At 66.9% G+C, this 21,440-nt stretch carries 17 protein-coding genes; 8 read left to right on the forward strand and 9 right to left on the reverse strand.

The window, feature by feature from the left end:
• Positions 1 to 6: 6 nt before the first annotated feature.
• From narJ to CLU90_RS03530, 7 genes are all read left to right on the forward strand, one after another.
• Positions 7 to 675 (forward strand): nitrate reductase molybdenum cofactor assembly chaperone, encoded by a 669-nt coding sequence (narJ, locus tag CLU90_RS03500; RefSeq protein WP_232731059.1) that lies wholly within the window; start codon positions 7 to 9, stop codon positions 673 to 675.
• 27 nt (positions 676 to 702) lie between these two features.
• The gene (narI, locus tag CLU90_RS03505) at positions 703 to 1,389 is read left to right on the forward strand and encodes a respiratory nitrate reductase subunit gamma (RefSeq protein WP_100427205.1); all 687 of its coding nucleotides are present in this window, start codon (positions 703 to 705) and stop codon (positions 1,387 to 1,389) included.
• Between the two features lie 15 nt (positions 1,390 to 1,404).
• The gene (locus CLU90_RS03510) at positions 1,405 to 2,166 is read left to right on the forward strand and encodes a peptidylprolyl isomerase (RefSeq protein WP_092716332.1); all 762 of its coding nucleotides are present in this window, start codon (positions 1,405 to 1,407) and stop codon (positions 2,164 to 2,166) included.
• 102 nt (positions 2,167 to 2,268) lie between these two features.
• Positions 2,269 to 3,255 (forward strand): GTP 3',8-cyclase MoaA, encoded by a 987-nt coding sequence (moaA, locus tag CLU90_RS03515; protein WP_100427206.1) that lies wholly within the window; start codon positions 2,269 to 2,271, stop codon positions 3,253 to 3,255.
• A 44-nt stretch (positions 3,256 to 3,299) separates the two neighbouring features.
• Positions 3,300 to 5,186: a type IV pili methyl-accepting chemotaxis transducer N-terminal domain-containing protein gene (locus tag CLU90_RS03520; protein ID WP_232731060.1), complete on the forward strand. Its 1,887-nt coding sequence runs from the start codon at positions 3,300 to 3,302 to the stop codon at positions 5,184 to 5,186.
• A 21-nt stretch (positions 5,187 to 5,207) separates the two neighbouring features.
• Positions 5,208 to 5,870 (forward strand): response regulator, encoded by a 663-nt coding sequence (locus CLU90_RS03525; protein WP_086147379.1) that lies wholly within the window; start codon positions 5,208 to 5,210, stop codon positions 5,868 to 5,870.
• A gap of 130 nt (positions 5,871 to 6,000) precedes the next feature.
• Positions 6,001 to 7,212 (forward strand): NnrS family protein, encoded by a 1,212-nt coding sequence (locus CLU90_RS03530; RefSeq protein ID WP_092716338.1) that lies wholly within the window; start codon positions 6,001 to 6,003, stop codon positions 7,210 to 7,212.
• Positions 7,213 to 7,219: 7 nt separating this feature from the next.
• On the opposite strand, the gene CLU90_RS30070 is transcribed toward CLU90_RS03530, so the two are convergent.
• From CLU90_RS30070 to CLU90_RS03570, 9 genes are all read right to left on the reverse strand, one after another.
• Positions 7,220 to 7,345 carry a hypothetical protein gene (locus tag CLU90_RS30070; protein WP_269799988.1) on the reverse strand — a complete coding sequence of 42 codons (126 nt, stop codon included), beginning with the start codon at positions 7,343 to 7,345 and terminating at the stop codon, positions 7,220 to 7,222.
• A gap of 33 nt (positions 7,346 to 7,378) precedes the next feature.
• Positions 7,379 to 10,831, reverse strand: a complete 3,453-nt coding sequence (locus CLU90_RS03535) for a response regulator (RefSeq protein WP_092716340.1) — start codon at positions 10,829 to 10,831, stop codon at positions 7,379 to 7,381.
• Between the two features lie 48 nt (positions 10,832 to 10,879).
• A complete protein-coding gene (locus CLU90_RS03540) occupies positions 10,880 to 12,562 on the reverse strand; it encodes a sensor histidine kinase (RefSeq protein ID WP_100427207.1) in 1,683 nt (560 codons plus the stop codon).
• Between the two features lie 121 nt (positions 12,563 to 12,683).
• On the reverse strand, positions 12,684 to 14,207 hold the full coding sequence (locus tag CLU90_RS03545) for a response regulator (RefSeq protein WP_100427208.1): 1,524 nt from the start codon (positions 14,205 to 14,207) through the stop codon (positions 12,684 to 12,686).
• Entirely contained in the window at positions 14,204 to 14,566 is a 363-nt protein-coding gene (locus tag CLU90_RS03550) for an Hpt domain-containing protein (protein ID WP_100427209.1), read from the reverse strand. The genes CLU90_RS03545 and CLU90_RS03550 overlap by 4 nt, the downstream gene beginning before the upstream one ends.
• A gap of 33 nt (positions 14,567 to 14,599) precedes the next feature.
• On the reverse strand, positions 14,600 to 15,226 hold the full coding sequence (locus tag CLU90_RS03555) for a response regulator (RefSeq protein WP_092716653.1): 627 nt from the start codon (positions 15,224 to 15,226) through the stop codon (positions 14,600 to 14,602).
• Between the two features lie 73 nt (positions 15,227 to 15,299).
• A complete protein-coding gene (locus CLU90_RS03560; protein ID WP_100427210.1) occupies positions 15,300 to 16,214 on the reverse strand; it encodes an HDOD domain-containing protein in 915 nt (304 codons plus the stop codon).
• A complete protein-coding gene (locus tag CLU90_RS03565; protein WP_092716350.1) occupies positions 16,211 to 16,849 on the reverse strand; it encodes a hypothetical protein in 639 nt (212 codons plus the stop codon). The genes CLU90_RS03560 and CLU90_RS03565 overlap by 4 nt, the downstream gene beginning before the upstream one ends.
• Before the next feature lie 49 nt (positions 16,850 to 16,898).
• Positions 16,899 to 18,587 (reverse strand): methyl-accepting chemotaxis protein, encoded by a 1,689-nt coding sequence (locus tag CLU90_RS03570; RefSeq protein WP_100427211.1) that lies wholly within the window; start codon positions 18,585 to 18,587, stop codon positions 16,899 to 16,901.
• Positions 18,588 to 18,897: 310 nt separating this feature from the next.
• Here CLU90_RS03570 and CLU90_RS03575 point away from each other — a divergent pair, with 310 nt between their 5' ends.
• Positions 18,898 to 21,339: a membrane-bound PQQ-dependent dehydrogenase, glucose/quinate/shikimate family gene (locus CLU90_RS03575; protein WP_100427212.1), complete on the forward strand. Its 2,442-nt coding sequence runs from the start codon at positions 18,898 to 18,900 to the stop codon at positions 21,337 to 21,339.
• Positions 21,340 to 21,440 lie beyond the last annotated feature (101 nt).

The raw sequence follows: 21,440 nt of genomic DNA on the forward strand, positions 1-21,440 counted from the left end.
GCTGATATGGAATACGCTATGCATCACTACCAAGTCCTTTCGCGCCTGCTGCTGTATCCGGAGCCCGAGCTGATCGCGCATCTGCCGCAGCTCGATGCCGCGCTGGCGGCCGTGCCGGAGCAGCACGCGCTGCTGCGGCCCTTGCTGGCGCACCTGGAAAGCAGCAGCCTGATCGACCTGCAGCAGCAGTACGTGGCCACGTTCGACCGCAATCCGTCGCACTCGCTGCATCTGTTCGAGCATATCCACGGCGAATCGCGCGACCGGGGCCAGGCCATGGTTGACCTGATGGAGGAATACAAGCGCCATGGCCTGCAAATGGTGGGCGACGACTTGCCCGACTTCGTGCCGCTGTTCCTGGAATTTCTCGCACAGCTCGACGAGGAAGCTTCGGCACCGCTGCTGGGCGACGCCGTCCACGTGCTGGCGCACATCGGCCGCAAGCTGACGGCCAACGGCAGCCCGTACGCGCCCGTCTTCACCTTGCTCGAACGCCTGAGCCCCGTGGCGGCGGAAATGCTGGCCGAACCGCCGGTGCGCGACATGGATGAAGCGCTGGAAACCTTCGGTCCCGGTGCGGACGGCGTCGAACCGCTGCTGCGCCAAGGTCCGGCCCAGGTTCCGGGCGGCGTCCATCCCGTGCATTTTCACCCGCAGCCGCGGCGCGCCGCTTGAAGCGCGTCCGCATGAGGAGAGTACATCATGAGTAATTACTTGCATCAATTTGTGTATGGCATTTATCCATACATCGCGTTGGCCATCTTTTTCCTCGGTAGCCTGATCCGTTTCGACCGCGAGCAATACACGTGGAAGTCCGATTCCAGCCAGCTGCTGCACCGCGGCAGCCTGCGCCTGGGCAATATCCTGTTCCACATCGGCATCATCGGCCTGCTGTTCGGCCATGCGGCCGGCTTGCTCACCCCCGTCTGGGTGTGGGATACCCTGGGCGTGTCGCACAGCCTGAAGCAGGGCGTGGCCATGGCGGCCGGCGGCGTGATGGGCGGCCTGTGCCTGGTTGGCCTGCTGATCCTGCTGGTGCGCCGCTTCAGTAACGACCGGCTGCGCGCCGTCACCACGGCCGGCGACAAGCTGGTGATGCTGTGGATCCTGCTGACCTTGCTGCTGGGCCTGTCCTCGATCTTCGTCTCGGCTTCGCACATGGATGGCCACATGATGGTCTTGCTGATGAACTGGGCGCAGCACATCGTGACCTTCCGCGGCGACGCCGCCAGCTTCATCGTCGATGCGCCGCTGGTGTTCAAGCTGCACCTGTTCATGGGCATGTCGCTGTTCGTCATCTTCCCGTTCACCCGCCTGGTGCACGTGTGGAGCGGTTTCGGCGCCATCGGCTATCTGGGCCGCGCCTATCAACTGGTGCGCCGCCGCTAAGAAAGGAGTCACATCATGGGAATCTCCGTCAATGGCATCGATATCGACGATGCCGACATCGCGCAGGAACTGCCGCATCACGACGGCGCCGGCAATCCTTTGAAGCAGGCCGTGCATGAACTGGTGCTGCGCCGGCTGCTGCTGGACGAAGCGGAACGCCTCGGCGTGCAGGGCGACAGTATTGATGACCGCATCGAAGCGCTGTTTGCGCAGGAAGTGCGCGTGCCGCCCGCCGACGATGCGGCCTGCCGCACCTTTTATGCGCAGCGCCCGCAGCTGTTTTGCAGCGGGGCGCTGGTCGAGGCGCGCCACATCCTGTTCCAGGTGACGCCGGAAGCGCCTTTGGCGCTGCTGCGCACGACGGCGCAAGCCGTGCTCGACGCTTTGAAGCTGGCGCCCGAGCGCTTCGGCGAACTGGCGGCGCAGTATTCAAACTGTCCGTCGGGCGCTCTGGGGGGGAATCTGGGCCAGCTGTCGCCGGGCCAGAGCGTGCCGGAGTTCGACGCGCTGCTGTTCCGCCTGGAAGCGGGCGCGCTGGCCGGGCATTTGCTGGAAACGCGCTTCGGCTACCACATCGTGCAAGTGCTGCGCCGGGTCGAAGGCCAGCCCATCGCCTACGAGGCCGTGCAGGCGCAGATCGCCGACCGCCTGTCGCGGGCCGCGTGGCAGCGGGCCGTGCACCAGTATCTGCACTTGCTGGTGGGGCGCGCCGAGATCGCGGGCATCAAACTGGAAGGTGCAAGCGTCGAAGGCACGGCCAGCCCGCTGGTTCAGTAAGTAGGAATGCGTAGGCCGAAAGGCGTAGGCCGCTAGGCCTTCTGGGGCACAGCCAGATCGTGCCCCAGCCTTTACAATCAAGGAAGAAACAGGAGTAGCGTCATGGGTAGCGTCAAGTTGCAGGACCGTTTTGGCCGTTCGATCGATTATGTGCGGCTGTCCGTCACCGACCGCTGCGACTTGCGCTGCAGTTATTGCATGCCCAAGGGCTTTCGCGGTTTCGAAGAGCCGAAGGACTGGCTGACGTTCGACGAGATCGAGCGCCTGATGGGCATCTTCGTTCGGCTCGGCACGCGCCGCGTGCGCCTGACGGGCGGCGAACCGCTGTTGCGCCGTAATCTGCCGGAACTGGCGCAGCGGCTGACGGCATTGCCCGGCCTGCAGGATTTGTCGCTGTCGACCAACGCCACCCAGCTGGGCAAGCATGCCGTGGTCTTGCGCGCGGCGGGCGTGGACCGCATCAACGTCAGCCTCGATTCGCTCGACCGCGCCTGCATGCAGCAGATCACGGGGCGCGACAGCCTGCAGCCTATTTTGGACGGCCTGATGGCGGGCAAGGCGGCCGGTTTCGACCCGATCAAGATCAATATGGTGGCCATGCGCGGCGTCAATGACGGCCAGATCGAGGCCATGGCGGCGTTTTGCATCGAGCAGCAGTTCATCCTGCGCCTGATCGAAGCCATGCCCATGGGCAGTACGGGCCGCAATGCCAGCTACATGCCGCTCGGTCCCGTGCGCGAGCGCCTGGCGGCCCGCTTTGGCCTGGTGCCGCAGGCGCAGGAACTCGGTGGCGGGCCGGCACGCTACATGGCGACAGCCGATGGCCGCTCGAGCATCGGCTTCATTACGCCCATGTCGCAGCATTTTTGCGCCACCTGCAACCGCGTGCGCCTGTCCGTCGATGGTACCCTGTATTTGTGCCTGGGCCAGGAAGAGAAATTCGCCCTCGGCCCCCTGCTGCGCGGCGGGGCCACGGATGCGGAGATCGAGGCGGCGATCCGCGCCGCCATCGAACTGAAGCCGCAGCAGCATGATTTCAATACGCAGCCCGATAAAATTATCAGGTTCATGGCGCAGACGGGCGGCTGAGGCAGTTTGCATTTACATTCAAGGGCGGTATGAAATTCAAGGCGATGTTTTCCTCCTGGCAGAAGCTGTCGACCAAGATCGTCGGCGCGCTGCTGCTCATGCTGGTGCTGGCCTTGAGTGCCATCGGCTGCACCCTGTTTTTGTCGTGGCAGCTTGAAGGCAGTTCGGCCGCCATCAACGAGACGGGCCGGCTGCGCATGCAGACCTACCGCCTGACCCTGCTGCTTGCCAGCGACGCGCGCGAACAGGCGCGCCAGCAAGTGCTGCTGATCGACGAGACCCTGGCCAAGATCGGCCATGGCGACCCGCAGCGCCCCCTGTTCCTGCCGCCCAGCACGGCCATCAAATCCGAATTCGAACGCATCGGCACGGCCTGGCGCGGCGCCTTGCGCCCGTCCGCCCTGGCCGCCGATACCACCGCGCGCGCGCGCCAGTTCGAGCGCGACGCCGACTCCTTCGTGGGGCAGGTCGATCAACTGGTGCGCCTGATCGAGCACGATAGCGAACAGCGCACCTTCTGGCTGCGCGCCTCGCAGCTGATCCTCGTCGGCATGGCCGTCATCGGCACGGTCAGCATGATTTACCTGATGTTCATGCTCATCATCGAACCCGTCACGCGGCTGCGCCTGGGCATGCAGCGCATGAAGGAGCGCGATTTCAGCGTGCGCCTGGCTGTCGAGAGCAATGACGAATTCGGCCAGCTGGCCAGCGGCTTCAACCAGATGGCCGACCGCCTGCAGGCGCTGTACGGCAACCTGGAAGAGGGCGTGCGCAGCAAGACGGCCACGCTCGAGTACCGCAACCGCGAACTGGCGCTGCTGTACGAAAGCGCCGCTTTCCTGCAGCGCCCGCAGCCCCTGGAAGACATTTGCGGCGGCTTCATGCAGCGCATCGTCGATTATTTCGAGGCCGACGGCTCCACCGTGCGCGTGCTCGATGCCGAGCGGGGCAACCTGCACATGGTCGTGCATACGGGCCTGTCCGAGGAACTGGTGGCGTCGGAACACTGCCTGAAGGTGGGCGACTGCCTGTGCGGCACGGCCGTCGAGATGAAGGTGGCGAAGGTGCACGACATGCGCCGCATCGACAAGGCGCACGAACTGCGCTGCCACCGCGAGGGCTTTGCCACCGTCTCCGTCTTCCATATCCATGCGCACGAACAGCACCTGGGCTTCTTCAACCTGCATTTCCGCCATGCGCGCGTGTTTTCCGCGCGCGAGCTGGCCTTGCTGGAAACCCTGGGCCAGCTGCTGGGCATCGCGCTGGAAAACCTGCGCCTGGCCGCGCGCGAGCGCGAAATGGCCATTTCCGAAGAGCGCAACCTGGTGGCGCAGGGACTGCACGACAGCATCGCGCAAAGCCTCAATTTCCTCAACCTGCAAGTGCAGATGCTCGACGACTCCGTGCGCAACGCCCGTTTCGACGAGGTGGCGGGCATCGTGCCGGCTCTGCATGCGGGCGTGAAGGAAAGCTACGAAGACGTGCGCGAACTGCTGGCCAACTTCCGCAGCCGCCTGATGGAGGACGATTTGATCGGTTCCCTGCGCGCGGCCGTGGACAAATTCCGCCGCCAGACGGGCATCGACGCCGAACTGCTGGCCGACGTCGATGGCGCGCCATTCCCCCGCGAGCAGCAATTGCAGCTATTATTCATCGTGCAGGAAGCGCTGTCGAACATCCGCAAGCACGCCCAGGCCAGCCACGTCGAAGTGCGCCTCGCCGATCACCAGGATTTTACGCTGACGATCAGCGATAATGGCGTCGGCTTCGACGCTTGCGCCGTGCTGGAAAAAGGCGACAGCCATGTCGGCATCCACATCATGCGCGAGCGCGCGCAGCGCATCGACGCCACGTTCGACGTGCATGCCTGCCAGGGCGGCGGCACGACGGTCGAACTGCATTTGTCGCGCGAGCAGCGCCGCGCCGCCTGAGTAACTACCTGAAAGTAAAAAATGGAGACACCCGATAAACCGATTACCGTCATGCTGGTGGACGACCACGCGCTGTTCCGCAGCGGCATACGCTCGCTGCTGCAGCGGCATACGGAGTTTTCCGTCGTGGGCGAGGCGGCCGATGGCGTGGAAGGCATCAAGCGTGCCATCCAGCTGCAGCCCGACGTGGTGCTGCTGGACCTGAACATGGCCGGCATGTCCGGCGTGGAAGCGCTGCAGCTGATGCAGCACGACTGCCCCGATACGGCCATCGTCATGCTGACCGTCTCCGAAGACGCGGAAGACCTGGCGACGGCACTGCGCGCGGGCGCCTGCGGCTACCTGATCAAGAATATCGACGCCGACTACCTGGTGCGCGCCATCCGCCGCGCCGCCGCCGGCGAAGTCGTCATCGCCGAAGCGATGACGGGCAAGCTGGTGGCCCAGCTGCAGGCGGGCACGCGGCGCGAGGAACCCGTGTCGGAACTCGACAAGCTCACGCCCCGTGAAAAGGAAATCATCGATTGCCTGTCGCGCGGCGAGAGCAACAAGGGCATCGCCCGCACCCTGGACCTGGCCGAAAGCACGGTCAAGATCCACGTGCAGAACGTGCTGAAAAAACTCAACCTCACGAGCCGCGTGCAGGCGGCCGTGTACGCGGTCGAACACCGGCAGGGCAAGTAGCCGAGTAGTCGGGGTCTGACCCGCCGGGTCAGACCCCATGGCGAATATCTCCCTCTAGTCCTTTTTGCCGATGGCTGTCCTTGCGCTTTTAAAGTAGTATATTGAATATATCTTTAAAAGCGAGCCCATCATGGCCATTACCCCGATCAGCGAACCTTCCCCACCTTCCACGACGGCAGGCGCGGCGCCCTGGCAGGCCGGCCACGCCGTCTGGCAACTGGGCTTTCGCCCGTTCTACCTGCTGGCGGCCGTGTTTGCGGCCATCGGCATTCCCCTGTGGCTGGCCAGCTATGCGGGCCTGCTGGCGGGCGGCTTGCAGGTGGGGCTGGGCTGGCACATGCACGAGATGGTGTTCGGCTTCGCCGTGGCCGTCGTCGTGGGTTTTTTGTACACGGCCGGGCGCAACTGGACGGGCTTGCCCACGCCGCACGGCGTCCAGCTGATGGCGCTGGTGGCGTTGTGGCTGGCGGGGCGCGTGGCCATGCTGTGCTTTCCTGGCGTGGCGGCGGCCCTGGTGGACTGGGTCTTCCTGCCGCTGGCCGCCTGGCCTTTGTACCTGGTGCTGCGCCGCTCGGGCAATACGCGCAACCTGTTCCTCGTCGGCTTGCTGGCCCTGCTGGCGCTGGCCAATGGCCTGTTCCACGCGTCCGTGCTGGGCGCTCTGCCGCTGTCGCTGTTTGTGCCGGTGCAGGCGGCCATCTTCATCATCGTGCTGATCGAATCGGTGATCGGCGCGCGCGTGATCCCCATGTTTACGCGCAACGGGGCGCCGGGCAGCACGCCCGTGGCCAGCCCCAAGCGGGCCCTGGTGGCGGTGGCCTGCATGGCGGCCGCCGCGATCGCGTGGCTGGCCGACGCGCCGGCCTGGCTGACGGCGCCGCTGGCCTTGGGGGCCGCCGGCGTGTCGCTGGCCAATCTGCTGGCCTGGCAGCCGCAGCGCACGGTGCGCGTGCCGCTGCTGTGGATTTTGCACCTGTCGTATGCGTGGATAGGCATCGGCTTCGCGCTGCTGGCGGGCGCCAGCATGGGTCTGCTGCCGGCCAGCGCCGCGTTTCACGCGCTGACGGTGGGCTCGATGGCGGGATTAATCATCGGCATGATGACGCGCACCACCCTGGGCCATACGGGGCGTGCGCTCAAGGGCGGCAGGGCGGAAGCGGCCATGTACTGGCTGATCCAGCTGGGTGCGCTGGCACGCCTGCTGGCCGCCATCGGTCCCGTCTCGCTGGCCATGCCGTTGCTGCTGGCGGCCGGCGCTTGCTGGTCGCTGGCCTTTGGCCTGTATGCGTGCGTGTATGCGCCCTATCTGTGGCGCGCCAGGGTCGATGGCCGCGAAGGGTAGACTGGGGTCAGGAAGGGCGCCAGGCCAGCAGTTTTTTGATTTCCGGCGCCCAGTAGGACAGCGATTCGCCCACGACGAATAGCAGCATGCCCAGCATGAAAGCTCTCAGCAGCAAATCCCTGCACCAGATCATGGCGTCTCCTTAATTTTCATCTTGGCAAGTTTATCATTGGCATGCACGGCCATGTTGAGTTTCTGGCATGACCGCCTGGCCGGACGGTGTCGTCTGTGCCGTGAATGCGGCGGCGGCAGCGATGGCGTGCGCCAGCGCCTGTTCCAGCGCATCGAGCGCGGCCGACGCATCGTCGCCCGCGTGCAGCCGCTGTTCCGCTTGCTGGGCCGCATGCAGGGTGGCGGGCAGGGCCAGGCTGCCGGCCACGCCGGCCAGCTTGTGCGCCAGCGCCGCGGCGTCGCCGCGTGCATCGGCCGCCAGCAGCGCGCGCATGGCGCTCACCGTGTCGCGGTAGGTGTTGCCGAAGTGCGACAGGTGCTGGCGGTAGGGCGCTTCATCGCGCCACTGCGCCATGCCTTGCACCAGGTCGATCACGGGCGCCGCGCCGCTCTCCCGTACCGGCATTGCCGCTTCGGCCACGACCGGCGGCAGGGCCGGCAACCCTTGCGCATGGCGCCGGTGCGCGCGCGCGATCAGGGCGATGGTCTGCGGCACGTCGAACGGTTTGCTGATGAAATGGTTCACGCCCGCGTCCAGCGCCGCCGTGCGCTGCGTCTGGAAGGCCCCGGCCGTCAGCGCCACCACGGGCAGGTCCTGGAATTGCGGCAGCTGGCGCAGCGCGCGCGTGGCCTGCAAGCCATCCATGACGGGCATCTGCACATCCATCAGCACGATGTCGACGTCGGCCGGGTGGGCCAGCAGCCAGTCCAGCGCCTGCCGGCCGTCGCAGGCAAACGAGGGCAGGGCGCCCTGGTCGCACAGGATGTGGTTGACCACGTCGCGGTTGATGTCGCTGTCGTCGACCACCAGCACGCGCACGCCGGCCAGCACGCGTGCGCCCAGCGCTGCATGGCCGGCGTCCAGGCCGGCATCCAGGCCGGCCGCTTCGGCGCGCCGCTGGCGCGCTTCCATCGCCGCGTTGTACAGGCTGGAAGCCGTCACCGGTTCGTTGAGGATGGCGTCGGCAGGATTGGCCGGGTCCGTATGGCGGCGCGCGGGCGCTGTCGCCGGCGCGCCAGTGGCCGCCAGGATGACGATGGGGCAGTCCTGCGGCGGCAGATGCTCGCGCAGCGCGCGCGCCGTCGCGTCCCCGTCCATGTCCGGCATGCGCGCGGCCAGCAGGACGACGCCGGGGCGCGCATCCTCGGCGCAGGCCAGCGCGTGCTCGAGCGCCGCCTGGCCGCCGGACACGGCATGTACGCTCCAGCCCAGCCCCTGCGCCACGGCGGCCACGGCGGCGCGCGTGTCGGCCTTGCCATCGGCCAGCAAGACGCGCAGGCCCTGCATGTCGGGCGAGGGCAGGGCGCTGGCGGGCAACAGTTGCAGCGGCACCGTGAAACTGAAGGCGCTGCCCTGGCCCGGCTCGCTTTGCAGGCGCAGCGAGCCGCCCATCAGGCGCACCAGCTGGCGGCAGATGGTCAGCCCCAGGCCCGTGCCGCCGAAGCGGCGGGTGGTGGACGTGTCGGCCTGGGCGAAGGCGGAAAAGATCGCTTCCTGCACTTCGGCGGCGATGCCGATGCCCGTGTCGCGTACGCAAAAGCACAGCACGGCGGCGTCGCCGTCGCGGCTTTCCAGCGCGGCCGACAGTTCGACCGTGCCTTGCGCGGTAAACTTGATGGCATTGCTGGTCAGGTTGACCAGCACCTGTTCCAGCCGCAGCGCGTCGCCCACCACCAGGTCGACGCCGTCGGGCAGCGGCCCGATCCGCACCTCGATCGGCTTGTCGTGCGCGGCCACGCCCATGCTGGCGGCGATCTTCTCGATCACCTCGGCCAGGCGGAACGGCGCCTGTTCGATCGTCATGTGGCCCGCCTCGATTTTCGACACGTCGAGCACGTCGTTGATGATGCCCAGCAGCGACTGGCCGGCGGCGCGGATCTTGTGCGCCATCTGCAGCGCTTCGCCATCGAGGCCGCCCCGTTCCAGCAGCCAGGCCATGCCGAGGATGGCGTTGAGCGGCGAGCGGATTTCATGGCTCATGTTGGCGAGGAATTCCGCCTTGCTGCGGTTGGCCGCTTCGGCCGCGTCGCGCGCCAGCAGCATGGCTTCGTCGGCCTGCTTTTGCGCGGAAATATCCTGCGCAAAGATCAAAGTGGCCGGCCCGTCCTTGAGCATCACGCGCGTGGTGGTCTTGAACATGGGGACGAAAAGCCCCTGCTTGCCCAGGCCGACGGTCTCGAACACTTGCTCGCTGGGCGAATCGGCCTCGATCAGCGCTTCGTTGGCGGCCAGCGCCGCCTGCGATGGCGCGGCTATCATGGCGGACCAGGGCAGGCCGTTCAAGTCGTCTTCCGCCGTGTAGCCGTGCAGCCTGCGGTAGCGGGGATTCGAATAGATGAAGCGGCCGTGGCGCAGGATGGCGATGGCCACGGGCGCATCTTCGATCAGGGTGCGAAAGCGCGTTTCGCTGTCGGATACGGCTTGCATGGCCTGGCGCTCCCTTTCCTGTTCCGCATGCCAGGCGGCCTGCTGCCGGCGCCGACGCTGGCTCCAGAACAGCAGGCAGGAGGCGGCCAGCGCCAGCATGGCAAAGGAGAGCAGGTAGCTTAGCGCCTGGCGCCGCAGCGGGGCGGCGACGGCCGCTTCTTCGCGGCTCAGGCCGATGATCAGAGCGCGGTCCATGTGCAGGGCTGCGGGGACGATGGTGGCCATCGCCATGATGCGGGGCGCGGCGACGCCGTCGCCGGCAATCTCGACGCCGCTCAGCACGCCCGCCTGGTAGCCGCTGTCGCGAAAGCGCCGCAGGAAGCCGCCGGGGACGTCCATATCGCCGCCGTTGGCATTCCTGGGCGGATAGTTGAGAAATTGCCGGCCGTCGCCATGCAGCACCACGGCCCAGACGTCGGGCGCGTACATGGCGGTGCGGAACTTGGCCGTGAAGTATTCGGGATCGAAGGTGGCGACCACGACGCCGGCAAAGCGGCCCTGCTTGTCCTGCACCATGCGCGAGGCCGTGATGACCAGGTCTCCCTTGAAGGAATGAAAGGGGGGCGAGATGTACAGCATGCGGGCATCGGGAGCGTCGCGCGCCGTCTGGAAGTAGGCGCGGCGGGAAAAATCCTGGTCCGCCAGTTCCGGGATGTTGGTGGCGACGAGCTTGCCGCCGGCGTCGATGACCAGCATGGTGCGCACGCCCGGCATGGCGTCGACCAGCGCGGACAGGCGCCGAGGCAGCGCTTGCCCCGCGTCGGGCGCGGCGCCGGCCGCAAGGTAGTCGCGGATCACGCCGCCGAGCACGAGGTTGGTCGCTGCCAGGTCGACTTCGATATTTTTCGCCAGCAGCGCCGTCAGCACGCTGAGGCGCTCGCGTTCGGCCGCGTCATGGCGCGCCGCTTCCGCCAGATGTGCGTAGGCGAGGGCGGCAGCGACGATGAGCAGCCCGAGGAGCAAAAACAGCCATTCGATCCAGGGTCTGCGCACTGCCGCCGCATCTGTGTGATAGGTCATGCGACGATGCTATACCCGATATGGCTGGAGAACAACTTTTGCGCGCGACTATGCATGCGATAGTGTGGTCAATTTGCCGCCCAGCGGCAGGTGCAGGCGGAAGACGGCGCCTTCGCCCGGCGCGGACGTCACGCCGATGCGCCCGCCCATCAGGGTGACGAGCTGGCGCGCGATGGCCAGGCCCATGCCGGCGCCGTCATGGGCGCGGCTGGGCGAATCGTCCGCCTGCGAGAATTTGTCGAAGATGCCGCCCTGCTGCGCCTGCGCGATGCCGATGCCCGTATCGCGCACCTCGATCTGCAGGTCGGCGCCGCTGTGCATGACGTGCACGTCGACCCGTCCCGCGGCCGTGTAGCGCACGGCGTTATCGAGCAGGATATCGAGTACGCGCACGAGACGCACGCGGTCGCAATCGATGCTGGGCGGCGTGGCCGGCGCCACCTGCGCGGCCAGCAGCAGGCCCTTGTGCTCCGCGCGCGCGCGGTGCGGCGCCAGCGCCAGTTCCAGCAGCTGGTCCAGTGGCGCGGCGCTTGACTCCAGCCGTACCTGCTTGTGTTCGAGCGCGCTCAATTCCATCGCCGCCTCGACCATGGACAGCAGCTGGCGGCCGCTGTCCTGTATCGTTTGCGCATAGGCGGCCTGTTCCGGTTCGCGCAGCTGCTCGAGCAGCAGCTCGGAGAAGCCGAGGATGCCATTGAGCGGCGTGCGCAATTCATGCGACATGTTCGACAGGAAGCGCGACTTGGCTACGCTGGCGGCGATGGCCCTGGCGCGGCTGTCGACCAGGCGCCCGATCAGCAGCACCAGCGCGGCCCACGACAGCACGATCAGCGCGCTCGTGATGGCCGCCATCAGCAGGGCCTGGTCGCGGCGCGAGACGTAGTCGGCCAATACGGTGTCGCGGTCCAGCCCGACCAGCATGTAAAGCGGGTAGCCGGCCAGTTTTTCGAATGCGTACAAGCGCAGGATGCCGTCGACGGGACTGCGTTCCGTGAAGCTGCCCCGCGTTTTACCTTGCATCAAGGAAAACACTTGGCTGCCGCCGATATCCTGGCCGATGGTGTCGACGTCGCCGACGCGGCGCGCGCGCACTACGCCATCACTGCCGACCAGTTCGATGGAGCTGTTCTCGCCCAGGTCGACTTCGTCGTACAGGCGCGTAAAGTAATACGGGTCCATCGACACCACCACCACGCCCTTGTAGCTGCCATCGGCATGGTTGATGCGGCGCGTCATCTGGATCGACCATTTTTTCGACACGCGGCCCAGCACCGGCTTGCTGATGAACAGTTCGCCGCTGTCGCGCTGCACGTGTACCCGGATGTGCTCGCGGTCGGCCAGATTGGTCGGCTGGAAGGGGCGGCTCGACAGTACCATGTCGCCCTGTTCGTCGACGATGGTAAACAGGTTGTACAGGGGGCCGGGATTGAGGCCTTGCCGCAGGTCCGACCCGATGTCGAGGCGGCTGCCCAGCGCCTGGTAGCGGCTGCGCAGGTAGGTGACGGCCTGGTCCGCTCCCTCGATCGTGCGGATCGCGTGCTCGTCGAAGATGCGCGCCATGCTGCGCGCATCGCGCACGGCGTCGGCGATGGCGGCGTTATGGGCGTGCCGCAGTTGCAGCACCGTGATGCTCCACAGCCCCGCCAGCAGCACGGCCATGAAGAGCGACAGCAGGGTACGCGCATCCCAGCGCTCCCAGGCCTTGGCCTTCCCGTATCTGTGCTGTTGCATGCCGCCTCCGCAAGGTAGATCATTCTGTGCGTGATGTATCAATTATAGCGAATATAATTGAATTTATCGAATAAAATGATTTTTATGCGGGGAGTGTTGTATTGAGCGCCGACCCCTGCGGCTAGGGCGTCGCGGTCTGGCGCGCCAGCCAGCGCTCGACCGTCTCGCGCAGCTGGGCGGCCGTGAAGGGTTTGGACAGGTAGTCGTCCATGCCGGCCGTCACGCAGCGCTGCCGGTCGTCTTCGGTGACGCCGGCCGTGAGGGCGATGACGGGCAGGCGCGCGGTGCCGCTGGCCGCTTCGCGGGCGCGCAGGGCCTGGCACGCCTGGTAGCCGTCCATGACGGGCATCATGCAATCCATCAGCACCAGGTCGTATCGCTGTTCGGCCAGCGCCTGCAGGCCCAGCGCGCCGTTTTCCGCCGTGTCGATGGTATAGCCGCGGCCGCCCAGTTGCAGGCACACGAGCTGGCGGTTCAGCGCCGTGTCCTCGACCAGCAGGATGCGCGCGCCCGCTTCCGATGCGGGCGCAGGTGCGGCAGGCGCGGATGCGGGCAGCGGCGCGATCTCCGGCTCCGGCGGCCCGGCTGCGGGCGCCGTTTCCGCGTGTGCCTGCTGAGCCAGCACCATGGCCGCGTCGCGCTCCTGGCGCCGCAGCAGGGACATGATCAGCGCGATGGCCCCGGCCAGCACGAGCAGGCCGACGACGGCCGCGCCGCCCATGGTGCGCAGCATGCGCCGCCAGCCTGCCAGGTAGACCTCGTCCGTGACGGTGACGTTGATGGCCAGCGGATAGTCGCGCACCAGCCGTACGCCGGCCATGCGGTCGACCGCGCGCCCCTGCTCGGCCGTGCGCGGCGAGTCCACCTGCAGCACGCCGTCCGTCTTGCCCTGTTCCAGCAGGCGGTAGGTGCTGCCCGTCAGGTTACGCTTGCCCATCATGTCGGGCACGGCCGGCCAGCGGGCCAGCAGCGTGTAGTCGCTGCGGTACAGGGAAAAGGCCGTGTGCTCGCCGATGCTGGTGCTCTGGAAGAATTTGCTGAAGAAGTCGCACGACAGGCCGACCAGCACCACGCCCAGGAAGCGGCCGTCCGGCGCGCTGATGCGCCGGCTGATATAGAAGGTCCAGGCGCCATTGCCCTTGTTTTGCACGGGCGCGCTCACGTGCATGCCGCCGTCCGGGTGGCGCCGGTGATAGTCAAAGTAGTCGCGCTCGCCGAGGTGGATGGGCGGCGCGGGAAAGGCGCGGCTGAAGACCAGCACGCCGCCGTCGCCGCCGACGATGGATACGACGTCCACTTGCGGCACGCCGCCGATCTTGTGCCGCAGCATCTGGTGCGTGGCCGGGGTGCCGACGGCGGCCGCCAGCGCTTGTGCGTCCGCTGGGGCGGCGGCCTCGATGTCGTTGCTGACGCTGTCGAGCACGAGCCTGGCGGCCGTCATGCTCTGGGCCGTGTTTTCCGCCAGCAGCAGCGACAAGTTGGACAGATCCTGTTTCCAGTCGTCGATGGCTTCGCGGTGCAGCAGCACGCCGGAGACGACGATGCGCAGCGCCAGCAGGACCAGCAATACCAGTCCCACGATGGCCGCCGTGGTGCGCGGCCGGTAGCGGTGCACCAGGCGCAGGGCGGCCTGGCGCGCGTTCATGCCTGCGCGCCCGTGTATTCGAGCATGCTGCGGCGTACCTCCCGCTCCACTTCGCCGATCAGCGCCGCCGTTTCCGCCAGCCAGTCCGATGCGGTCACGCCCTGGTGGCGCACCTGCTGCTCGAGGTCCGCCAGGCGCGCCACGAGGGCGCTGGCGCCCAGCAGGGCGACGGTGCCGCGCAAGGTGTGGCAGCTATGCACGATGGCTTGCGCCGCACCGCCGCGCACGGCCTGCTCGACGCGGGCAAACATGGCCGGCGACGTGTCGAGGTAGGTCTGGGACAGGGCGCGGAACATCTCCAGGTCGTCGCCGGTGGCCCGGAACAGCACGGCAGGATCGATGTGGCGATAGGCTGGCATGGCGGCTCCGTGGCGAAGGAAAGCGGTGGCGGGTCAGGCGGCCAGGCTGTGGCGCCGCGCATGGCCGGCGCAGCAGGCGCGCAGGTAGCCGCGCAACTCGTCGTAATTGACGGGCTTGGCAAAGAACACGACGCCGGGCGGCACGCCGCCCCGTTCTTCCAGCTCTTCCTGCGTCAGGCTCGACAGCATGGCGATGTGCATGTCCGCCAGCAGCGGGTCGGCCAGGATGGTGCGGATGACCTCGTAGCCGTCGATGCCTTCCATGACGATGTCGGCCAGCAGGATGTCGGGCTGATCGCGGGCGATTTCCATCAGCGCCTGGTAACCGTTCTCGCAAAAGCGCAAGTCCGCCTGCAAGCCCCATGAACCGATCTGCTTTTCATACAGCGCGCGCTCGATCGGATTGTCTTCGATCACGAGGATGGAGGGCGGACGGCCCGACGGGGCGGGGCGGCTGGCCCGTGCCGCGCGCTGGTCCTGGCCCGGCTGGCCGGGATTGCCCTTGTAGGCTTCGACGGCCGCAAGGGGAATGCGCCGGTGGCCGCCCTTGGTCTTCCAGGCTTCGATCACGCCTGCCTCGACCAGTTGCTGCACCGATGTGACCGAAATGCCGAGGATTTCGGCAGCCTTTTGGGTAGTGCAAACGTCTGCGGTGTGCATGATGGGCTTTATGGTCGCGATGTAGTTGAAGGGAATGATACGCAATCGGGCTCAAAAAATCAATTTCAACGAATTAGATGAATTCACTAAAAACCAGGGCCGCGGCGGGCCGGACCCGCGTGCGCGCGCGGCAGGGGGCGGGATGGGCGTGCGGCTCCAGGATATCGTTCCATTCGCTCCACTCGGCGTTGCTGTGGCGTAGCAGGGTTTCCATGTGTTCCCCGTCCAGGCCCAGTACCCGCGCGGCGGCCAGGGCCGGCCCGCGCGGCCCCGCGCCATTGAGCAGTATCAGGTCGGCGAAGCCGCTGGCCAGCTTCAGCAGCCAGGCCAGGTCCGTCATGCGTCCGGCCCGTCCGAAGCCGGGCGGCGCCGCGTGGCAGCGCACGGCGTCGCACAGGATGTCCGGCATGCCCCAGTCCCGCATGAGGATGGCCGACAGCGCCAGCTGGTGGTGGCCGAAGCGCTGCGACTCCGCGCACAGCAGCCGGGTCCTGGCGGCATCGCCGTACTGGCCCAGCAGTTCGCCATATTCCTGCGGATGCAAGGTGGCCAGGGCCAGCTGGCCGCAATTGGCCAGCAAGCCGCAGCTGTACAGCGTGTCGGCCGGCGCCAGCTGGAGCGCGTGGCCCGCCACGCGGGCGGCGCACGCCATGGCCAGCGAGTGCGACCAGAAGCGCTGCGCATCGAAGCGGGCGCAGGTGGGCGCCGGCAGGGCCGGGGCGGCGAACGCCTGGCGCAAGGCCGGCAAGCCGATGGCCGCCAGCATCGCGGCGTTGACGGCCGCATGCAGGCGCTCGCCCGGCGGCACGCCCGCATTCGCCAGGCCGATGATCTTGCCGGTCAGGGCCGGATCGCAGCCCAGTTGTTCCGCCAGCTCATCGAGCGGCACCTGCTGCCGGCTCAATGCCGCCTGCCAGTGGCGCCGCCAGGCTGGCGAAGGCAGGAGGGCGCCGCCCAGCAGGCGCGCCAGGTCGATGTGCGCGCTCATGGCCGGCTTCCTACGCCATTGCAGCCATCGGCCTGCGCCGCCCCCGCCGTCTGCAGGACCGTGACGGCTTGCGACAGCGCGTCGAGCGCCATCAGCAGTTCCGCGTGCAGGCGGCGCAGGGCGCCGATATCGTTGGAAAAGCCCGCATGCACGGCCTGGCGCGCCAGCGCCTGCAGGGCGAGCAAGCCCATGGACTGGCTGCCGTCGAGGATTTCCTGCGCCAGCACGCGCGCCGGCGCGGCCCGCTCGCAGCGCAGCGCGTGGGCGATGCCGGCCAGGCGGTCGCGCGTCTCGGCCACGAACAGGGCCAGAATCTCGCCCTGCAGGCGGCGGTCGTAGCCGAACATGGCGTCCAGGCGGGCCGCATCGAACGGCGGCATGTCCGGCGCCACTGGCGCTGGCGGCGCCATCTCCGCCTCCTTGGCCTGCTGGCTGGCCTTGCGCATTTGCAGCAGCGCATGCAGATCGGCCGGCGCCGTGCCGGTGGCTGGCGCGCGGCCGGCCTGGTGCCAGCGGGTGCGGCGCCAGAGCAGGGCGGCCAGCAGCAACAGCAAGGCCGCCAGCGCCATCGCCGGGCGCATCAGCGACAGGTCTTCGCAGCGAAGGAAGGGATGAAAGGCAAGGAAGGCGTTCATGGCGGTGCTCCAGTGCGGTCTATGCAAGTGATCCTGCGTGATGGCGGACCTAAAATACTTCCCAGTCGCCCGAATCGTCGGCGGCCGGCGCCGCATTCCTGGCCTGGCCTGCGGGACGGGTGGCGACCAGCTTGAGCGTCGCCTTGTGCCGAGGCGGCTGCGCGGGACGCGGGGCGGCAGGCGCGCGCGGTGCCGCGCCGGCCTGTCCGGCCGCCAGCGTGAAGGCGCCCACCACGCCGGCCAGCCTGGCCGCCTGCTCCTGCAGCGATTGCGATGCCGCCGCCGCTTCCTCGACCAGGGCCGCATTCTGCTGCGTGACTTCATCCATCTGCGTGATGGCGCGGTTGATTTCCTCGATGCCCGTGCTTTGCTCCGCGCTGGCGGCCGAAATTTCGCTGACGATATCGGTAACGCCGCGTACCGTGTCGACCACTTCCGTCATGGCCGCGCCGGCCTGCCGGACCAGCTTGCCGCCTTGTCCCACCTGTTCCACGGAGTCGGTGATGAGTACCTTGATTTCCTTCGCGGCGGCCGCCGAACGGTGCGCCAGGCTGCGCACTTCGGTGGCGACGACGGCAAAGCCGCGCCCCTGTTCGCCGGCGCGGGCCGCTTCCACGGCCGCATTCAGGGCCAGGATATTGGTCTGGAAGGCGATGCCGTCGATGACGCCGATGATGTCGGCGATCTTGCCGGACGAGTTGTCGATCGCTTCCATCGTGCGTATCACGTCGCCCATCACCTGGCCGCCCCGCTGCGCCTTGTCCGAGGCGCTGACGGCCATTTGCTTGGCCTGGCGGGCATTGTCCGCGTTCTGCCGCACGGTGGCCGTCAGTTCTTCCATGGCCGATGCGGTTTCTTCCAGCGAGCCCGCCTGCTGTTCCGTGCGCGCCGACAGGTCCAGGTTGCCGGCCGCGATCTGGCCCGAGGCCGTGCCGATGCTGTCCGTGCCGGAACGCACTTCGGCCACGATGCGCACCAGGCTGGCGTTCATGTCCGCCATGGCCTGCATCAGTTGGCCCACCTCGTCGTTCGATGTGGCGCGGACCTGCACGCTGAGGTCGCCGTCCGCGATGGTGCGGGCCACACCGATGGCGTCGGCCAGCGAGGCGGCGATGCGCCGCGCCAGCAGCAGGCCCATGCCGGCCACGAGCACCGTCACGGCCAGGGCCAGGCCGATGGCAATCCAGCGTGCGCTGGCCGCTGCGGCGGCGCCATCGGCCGCGCCTTTGACGGACAGGTTTTCGTTGTAGCGGTGGTGGGCGGCCAGTGCGTCGACCAGTTCCCTGATGACGGGCTGGCTCTCCATCAGCAAGTCGCGCGCCGCGTCCAGCTGGCCCGCCTTCGACAGGGCCAGCACCTTGTCGCGCACCGTGTCGTAGCGTGCCAGCACGGCACGGTCGGCGGCCAGCAGCGCGCGGTCCTGTTCATCGGTGATATCTTCTTTTTCATACTGGTCGAGGGCCTTGCCCACCGCCGCGCGCGCTTCGCCGATGCCCGTTTCCAGCGCAGCGCGCCTGGCCGCATCCTTGCTGGCCATGTGCTGCCAGACGGCCGTGCGCATCTGCGCGAACGGCACGAAAGCCTGGTTCAAGGTGAGCAGGCTGGGTACCGTGTTGACAGTGGCGTAGCTGGCCGCCGTGTACACGCGGTCCATCTGGTAGATGCCAAAGCCTGCCAGGGCGGCCAGCCCCAGGACGACGGAGAGTATCAAGGCGTACAGCCGTTTTGCGATGGTCATGATGGGCGCCGCTCCAAAAAGTGAAATTCTAGAAAAATGCCTGGATTGGATGAGTTTTTTCATTTTACGATAAAAATTCGTTTTATTCGAGAAATTTGTTGTTGAATTATTTTATTTAATTATTTCTATCGAAATCGTGTAGCTGTGGCGGGCTGGACGGTAGGAGCGTGTATAAAAAGCCACACGGCGCGTACCTGGCCTTCTGGCGTGTGGCACGCTTTGCCGATTAGTGAAAAAATGAATTTCCTTGATCGCCCTCAAATACGGTGCGCAGGCGCGTGCCGCCGACTGACTCTTGTAAAGGAGCATCATGACTGCCTCTGCCCGGCCTGGACCCTTGCTTGTCATCACCGCACTCATCTTCTTCTTGCTGGGCCTGGCGCTCGCGGGCGGCGGCGCCTGGCTCGTCAGCCTGGGCGGTTCCTGGTATTACGTCGTGGCCGGCATCGGCATGCTGATCGCGGGCGCGCTCGTGTGGAAGGGGCGGCGCAGCGCCCAGCTGTTTCTCGCGCTGCTGCTGTTCGCCACCCTGATCTGGTCCGTGATCGAAGTGAAATTCGACTGGTGGCAATTGCTGCCGCGCCTCGATATCTGGTTCGCCGCCGCCGTCTGGCTGCTGCTGCCCTTCGTCGACCGCCGGCTTGATCCGCCATTGGCGGCCGGGGCGAAACCGCGCGATGCGGGCAAGAGCGCGCTGACGGCCGCCGTGGTGCTCACGGCCGCCGTGGGCGTGTTCTCGCTGTTCCAGGACTATTACACTGTGCATGGCGAAGTGCCGGCCGAAAACATGGCGGCCACGCCGCAAGGCGATGTCGCGCCCGGCGTGGCGCCCAACGACTGGGCCGCCTATGGCCGCTCCGGTTATGGCGACCGCTATGCGCCGGCCGCGCAGATCACGCCGGCCAACGCGTCGCAGCTGCAACAGGCGTGGGTCTACAACACGGGCGACTTCAAGGGGCCGAACGACCCGGGCGAGATCGCCAACGAAGTCACGCCCCTGAAAGTGAACGGCAAGCTGTACCTGTGCACGCCGCACAACATCGTCATCGCGCTCGATCCGGACACGGGCAAGGAGCTGTGGCGCCACGATCCGAAGATCAACCGCGACGCATCGAGCTACCAGCACATGATCTGCCGCGGCGTGGCCTACTGGGACGTCAATGCGGGCCGGGCCAAGGATGACCCTGCGCCGCAGGCGGCCGGCATGGAGTGCCCGCGCCGCATCTTCGCGCCCACGATGGATGCCACCCTGATCGCCGTGAATGCCGATACGGGCGAGGCGTGCAAAAGCTTTGGCGAAAACGGCGTGATCGGCCTGTACCACGGCATGGGCATGAAGAAGCGGGGCTTCCTGATGCCGACGTCGCCGCCGGCCGTGGCGCAAAACGTGGTGGTGATGGCCGCCAGCGTCACCGACAATTTTTCCACGGAAGAGCCGTCAGGCGTGATCCGCGGCTACGATCCCGTTACGGGCAAGCTGATGTGGAACTGGGATGCGTCGAATCCCGACGACACGGCGCCGATCGCCGATGGAAAAACGTACACGAACAATTCGCCCAATTCCTGGGGCGTGTCCAGCGTCGACGAAAAGCTGGGCATGGTCTACATCCCGATGGGCAATGAAACGCCGGACACCTGGGGCGGCAACCGCAATCCCCATGGCGAGAAATACAATAGCGCCATCGTCGCGCTGGACCTGGCGACCGGCAAGGTACGCTGGGTCTACCAGACCGTGCATCACGATATCTGGGACATGGATATCGGCGGCCAGCCCACCCTGGTCGACATCGATACGCCCAAAGGCAAGGTGCCATCGGTTGTTGCCACCACCAAGCGGGGCGACATCTACGTGATCGACCGGCGCGACGGCAGCCTGGTCGTGCCGGCGCCGGAAAAACCCGTGCCGACCGCCAACGCCGCCGCTGGCGACCGCCTGTCGCCCACGCAGCCATTCTCGGCCCTCACTTTCCTGCCCGAGAAAAACATCAGCGAAACGGATATGTGGGGCACGACGCCGTTCGACCAGCTGGCCTGCCGCATCATTTTCCGCCAGCACCGCTACGAAGGGCCATTCACGCCGCAAACGGTGGCCGAAGGCAAGATCAAGGGCGCCATCATCTCGCCGGGCCCGCTCGGCATCTTCGAGTGGGGCGGGGCGGCCGTCGATCCCGTGCGCCAGTTACTGCTGGTCAATCCCGACTACATGGGTTTCCTGGAACGCCTGGTGCCGCGCGCGCAAGCGAACGCGAAGGGCGGCACGGGCACGGAAATGGGCTTGCAGCCGCAGACGGGCGTGCCGTTTGCCGTGGAAATCAAGCCTTTTCTTTCGCCGCTGGGCTTCCCATGCCAGGCGCCGCCGTGGGGCTATATCGCCGCCGTCGACCTGCGCACGATGAAAAAAGTATGGATGCACAAGAACGGCACCACGCGCGACAGCGCGCCCGTGCCCATCGCCTTGCCGCTGGGCGTGCCCAGCCTGGGCGGCATGTCCACCACGGGCGGCGGCGTGGCCTTCCTCAGCAGCACGCTCGACTACTACATCCGCGGCTACGACGTGCGCAACGGCAAGACCGTCTGGAAAGCCCGCCTGCCGGCCGGCGGCCAGGCCACGCCGATGAGCTATGTGTCCGATAAAACGGGCAAGCAATATGTCGTCGTCATGGCCGGCGGCCACGGTTCGCTGGGCACGAAGATGGGCGATAGCCTGGTGGCGTTTGCCTTGCCGGATGCGGCGGTGGAGAAGAAAAAGTAGAAAGCGGAGGGCAAGCACCTGGAAAGAGCTGGGGGCAGTCGCTTCGCGATCGGAATGCGCCCCATTGGTACGCATTCCCCCGACGGGTCCGACCCCAGATT

Source organism: Janthinobacterium sp. 67 (genome assembly GCF_002797895.1).
Classification (GTDB): domain Bacteria; phylum Pseudomonadota; class Gammaproteobacteria; order Burkholderiales; family Burkholderiaceae_D; genus Janthinobacterium.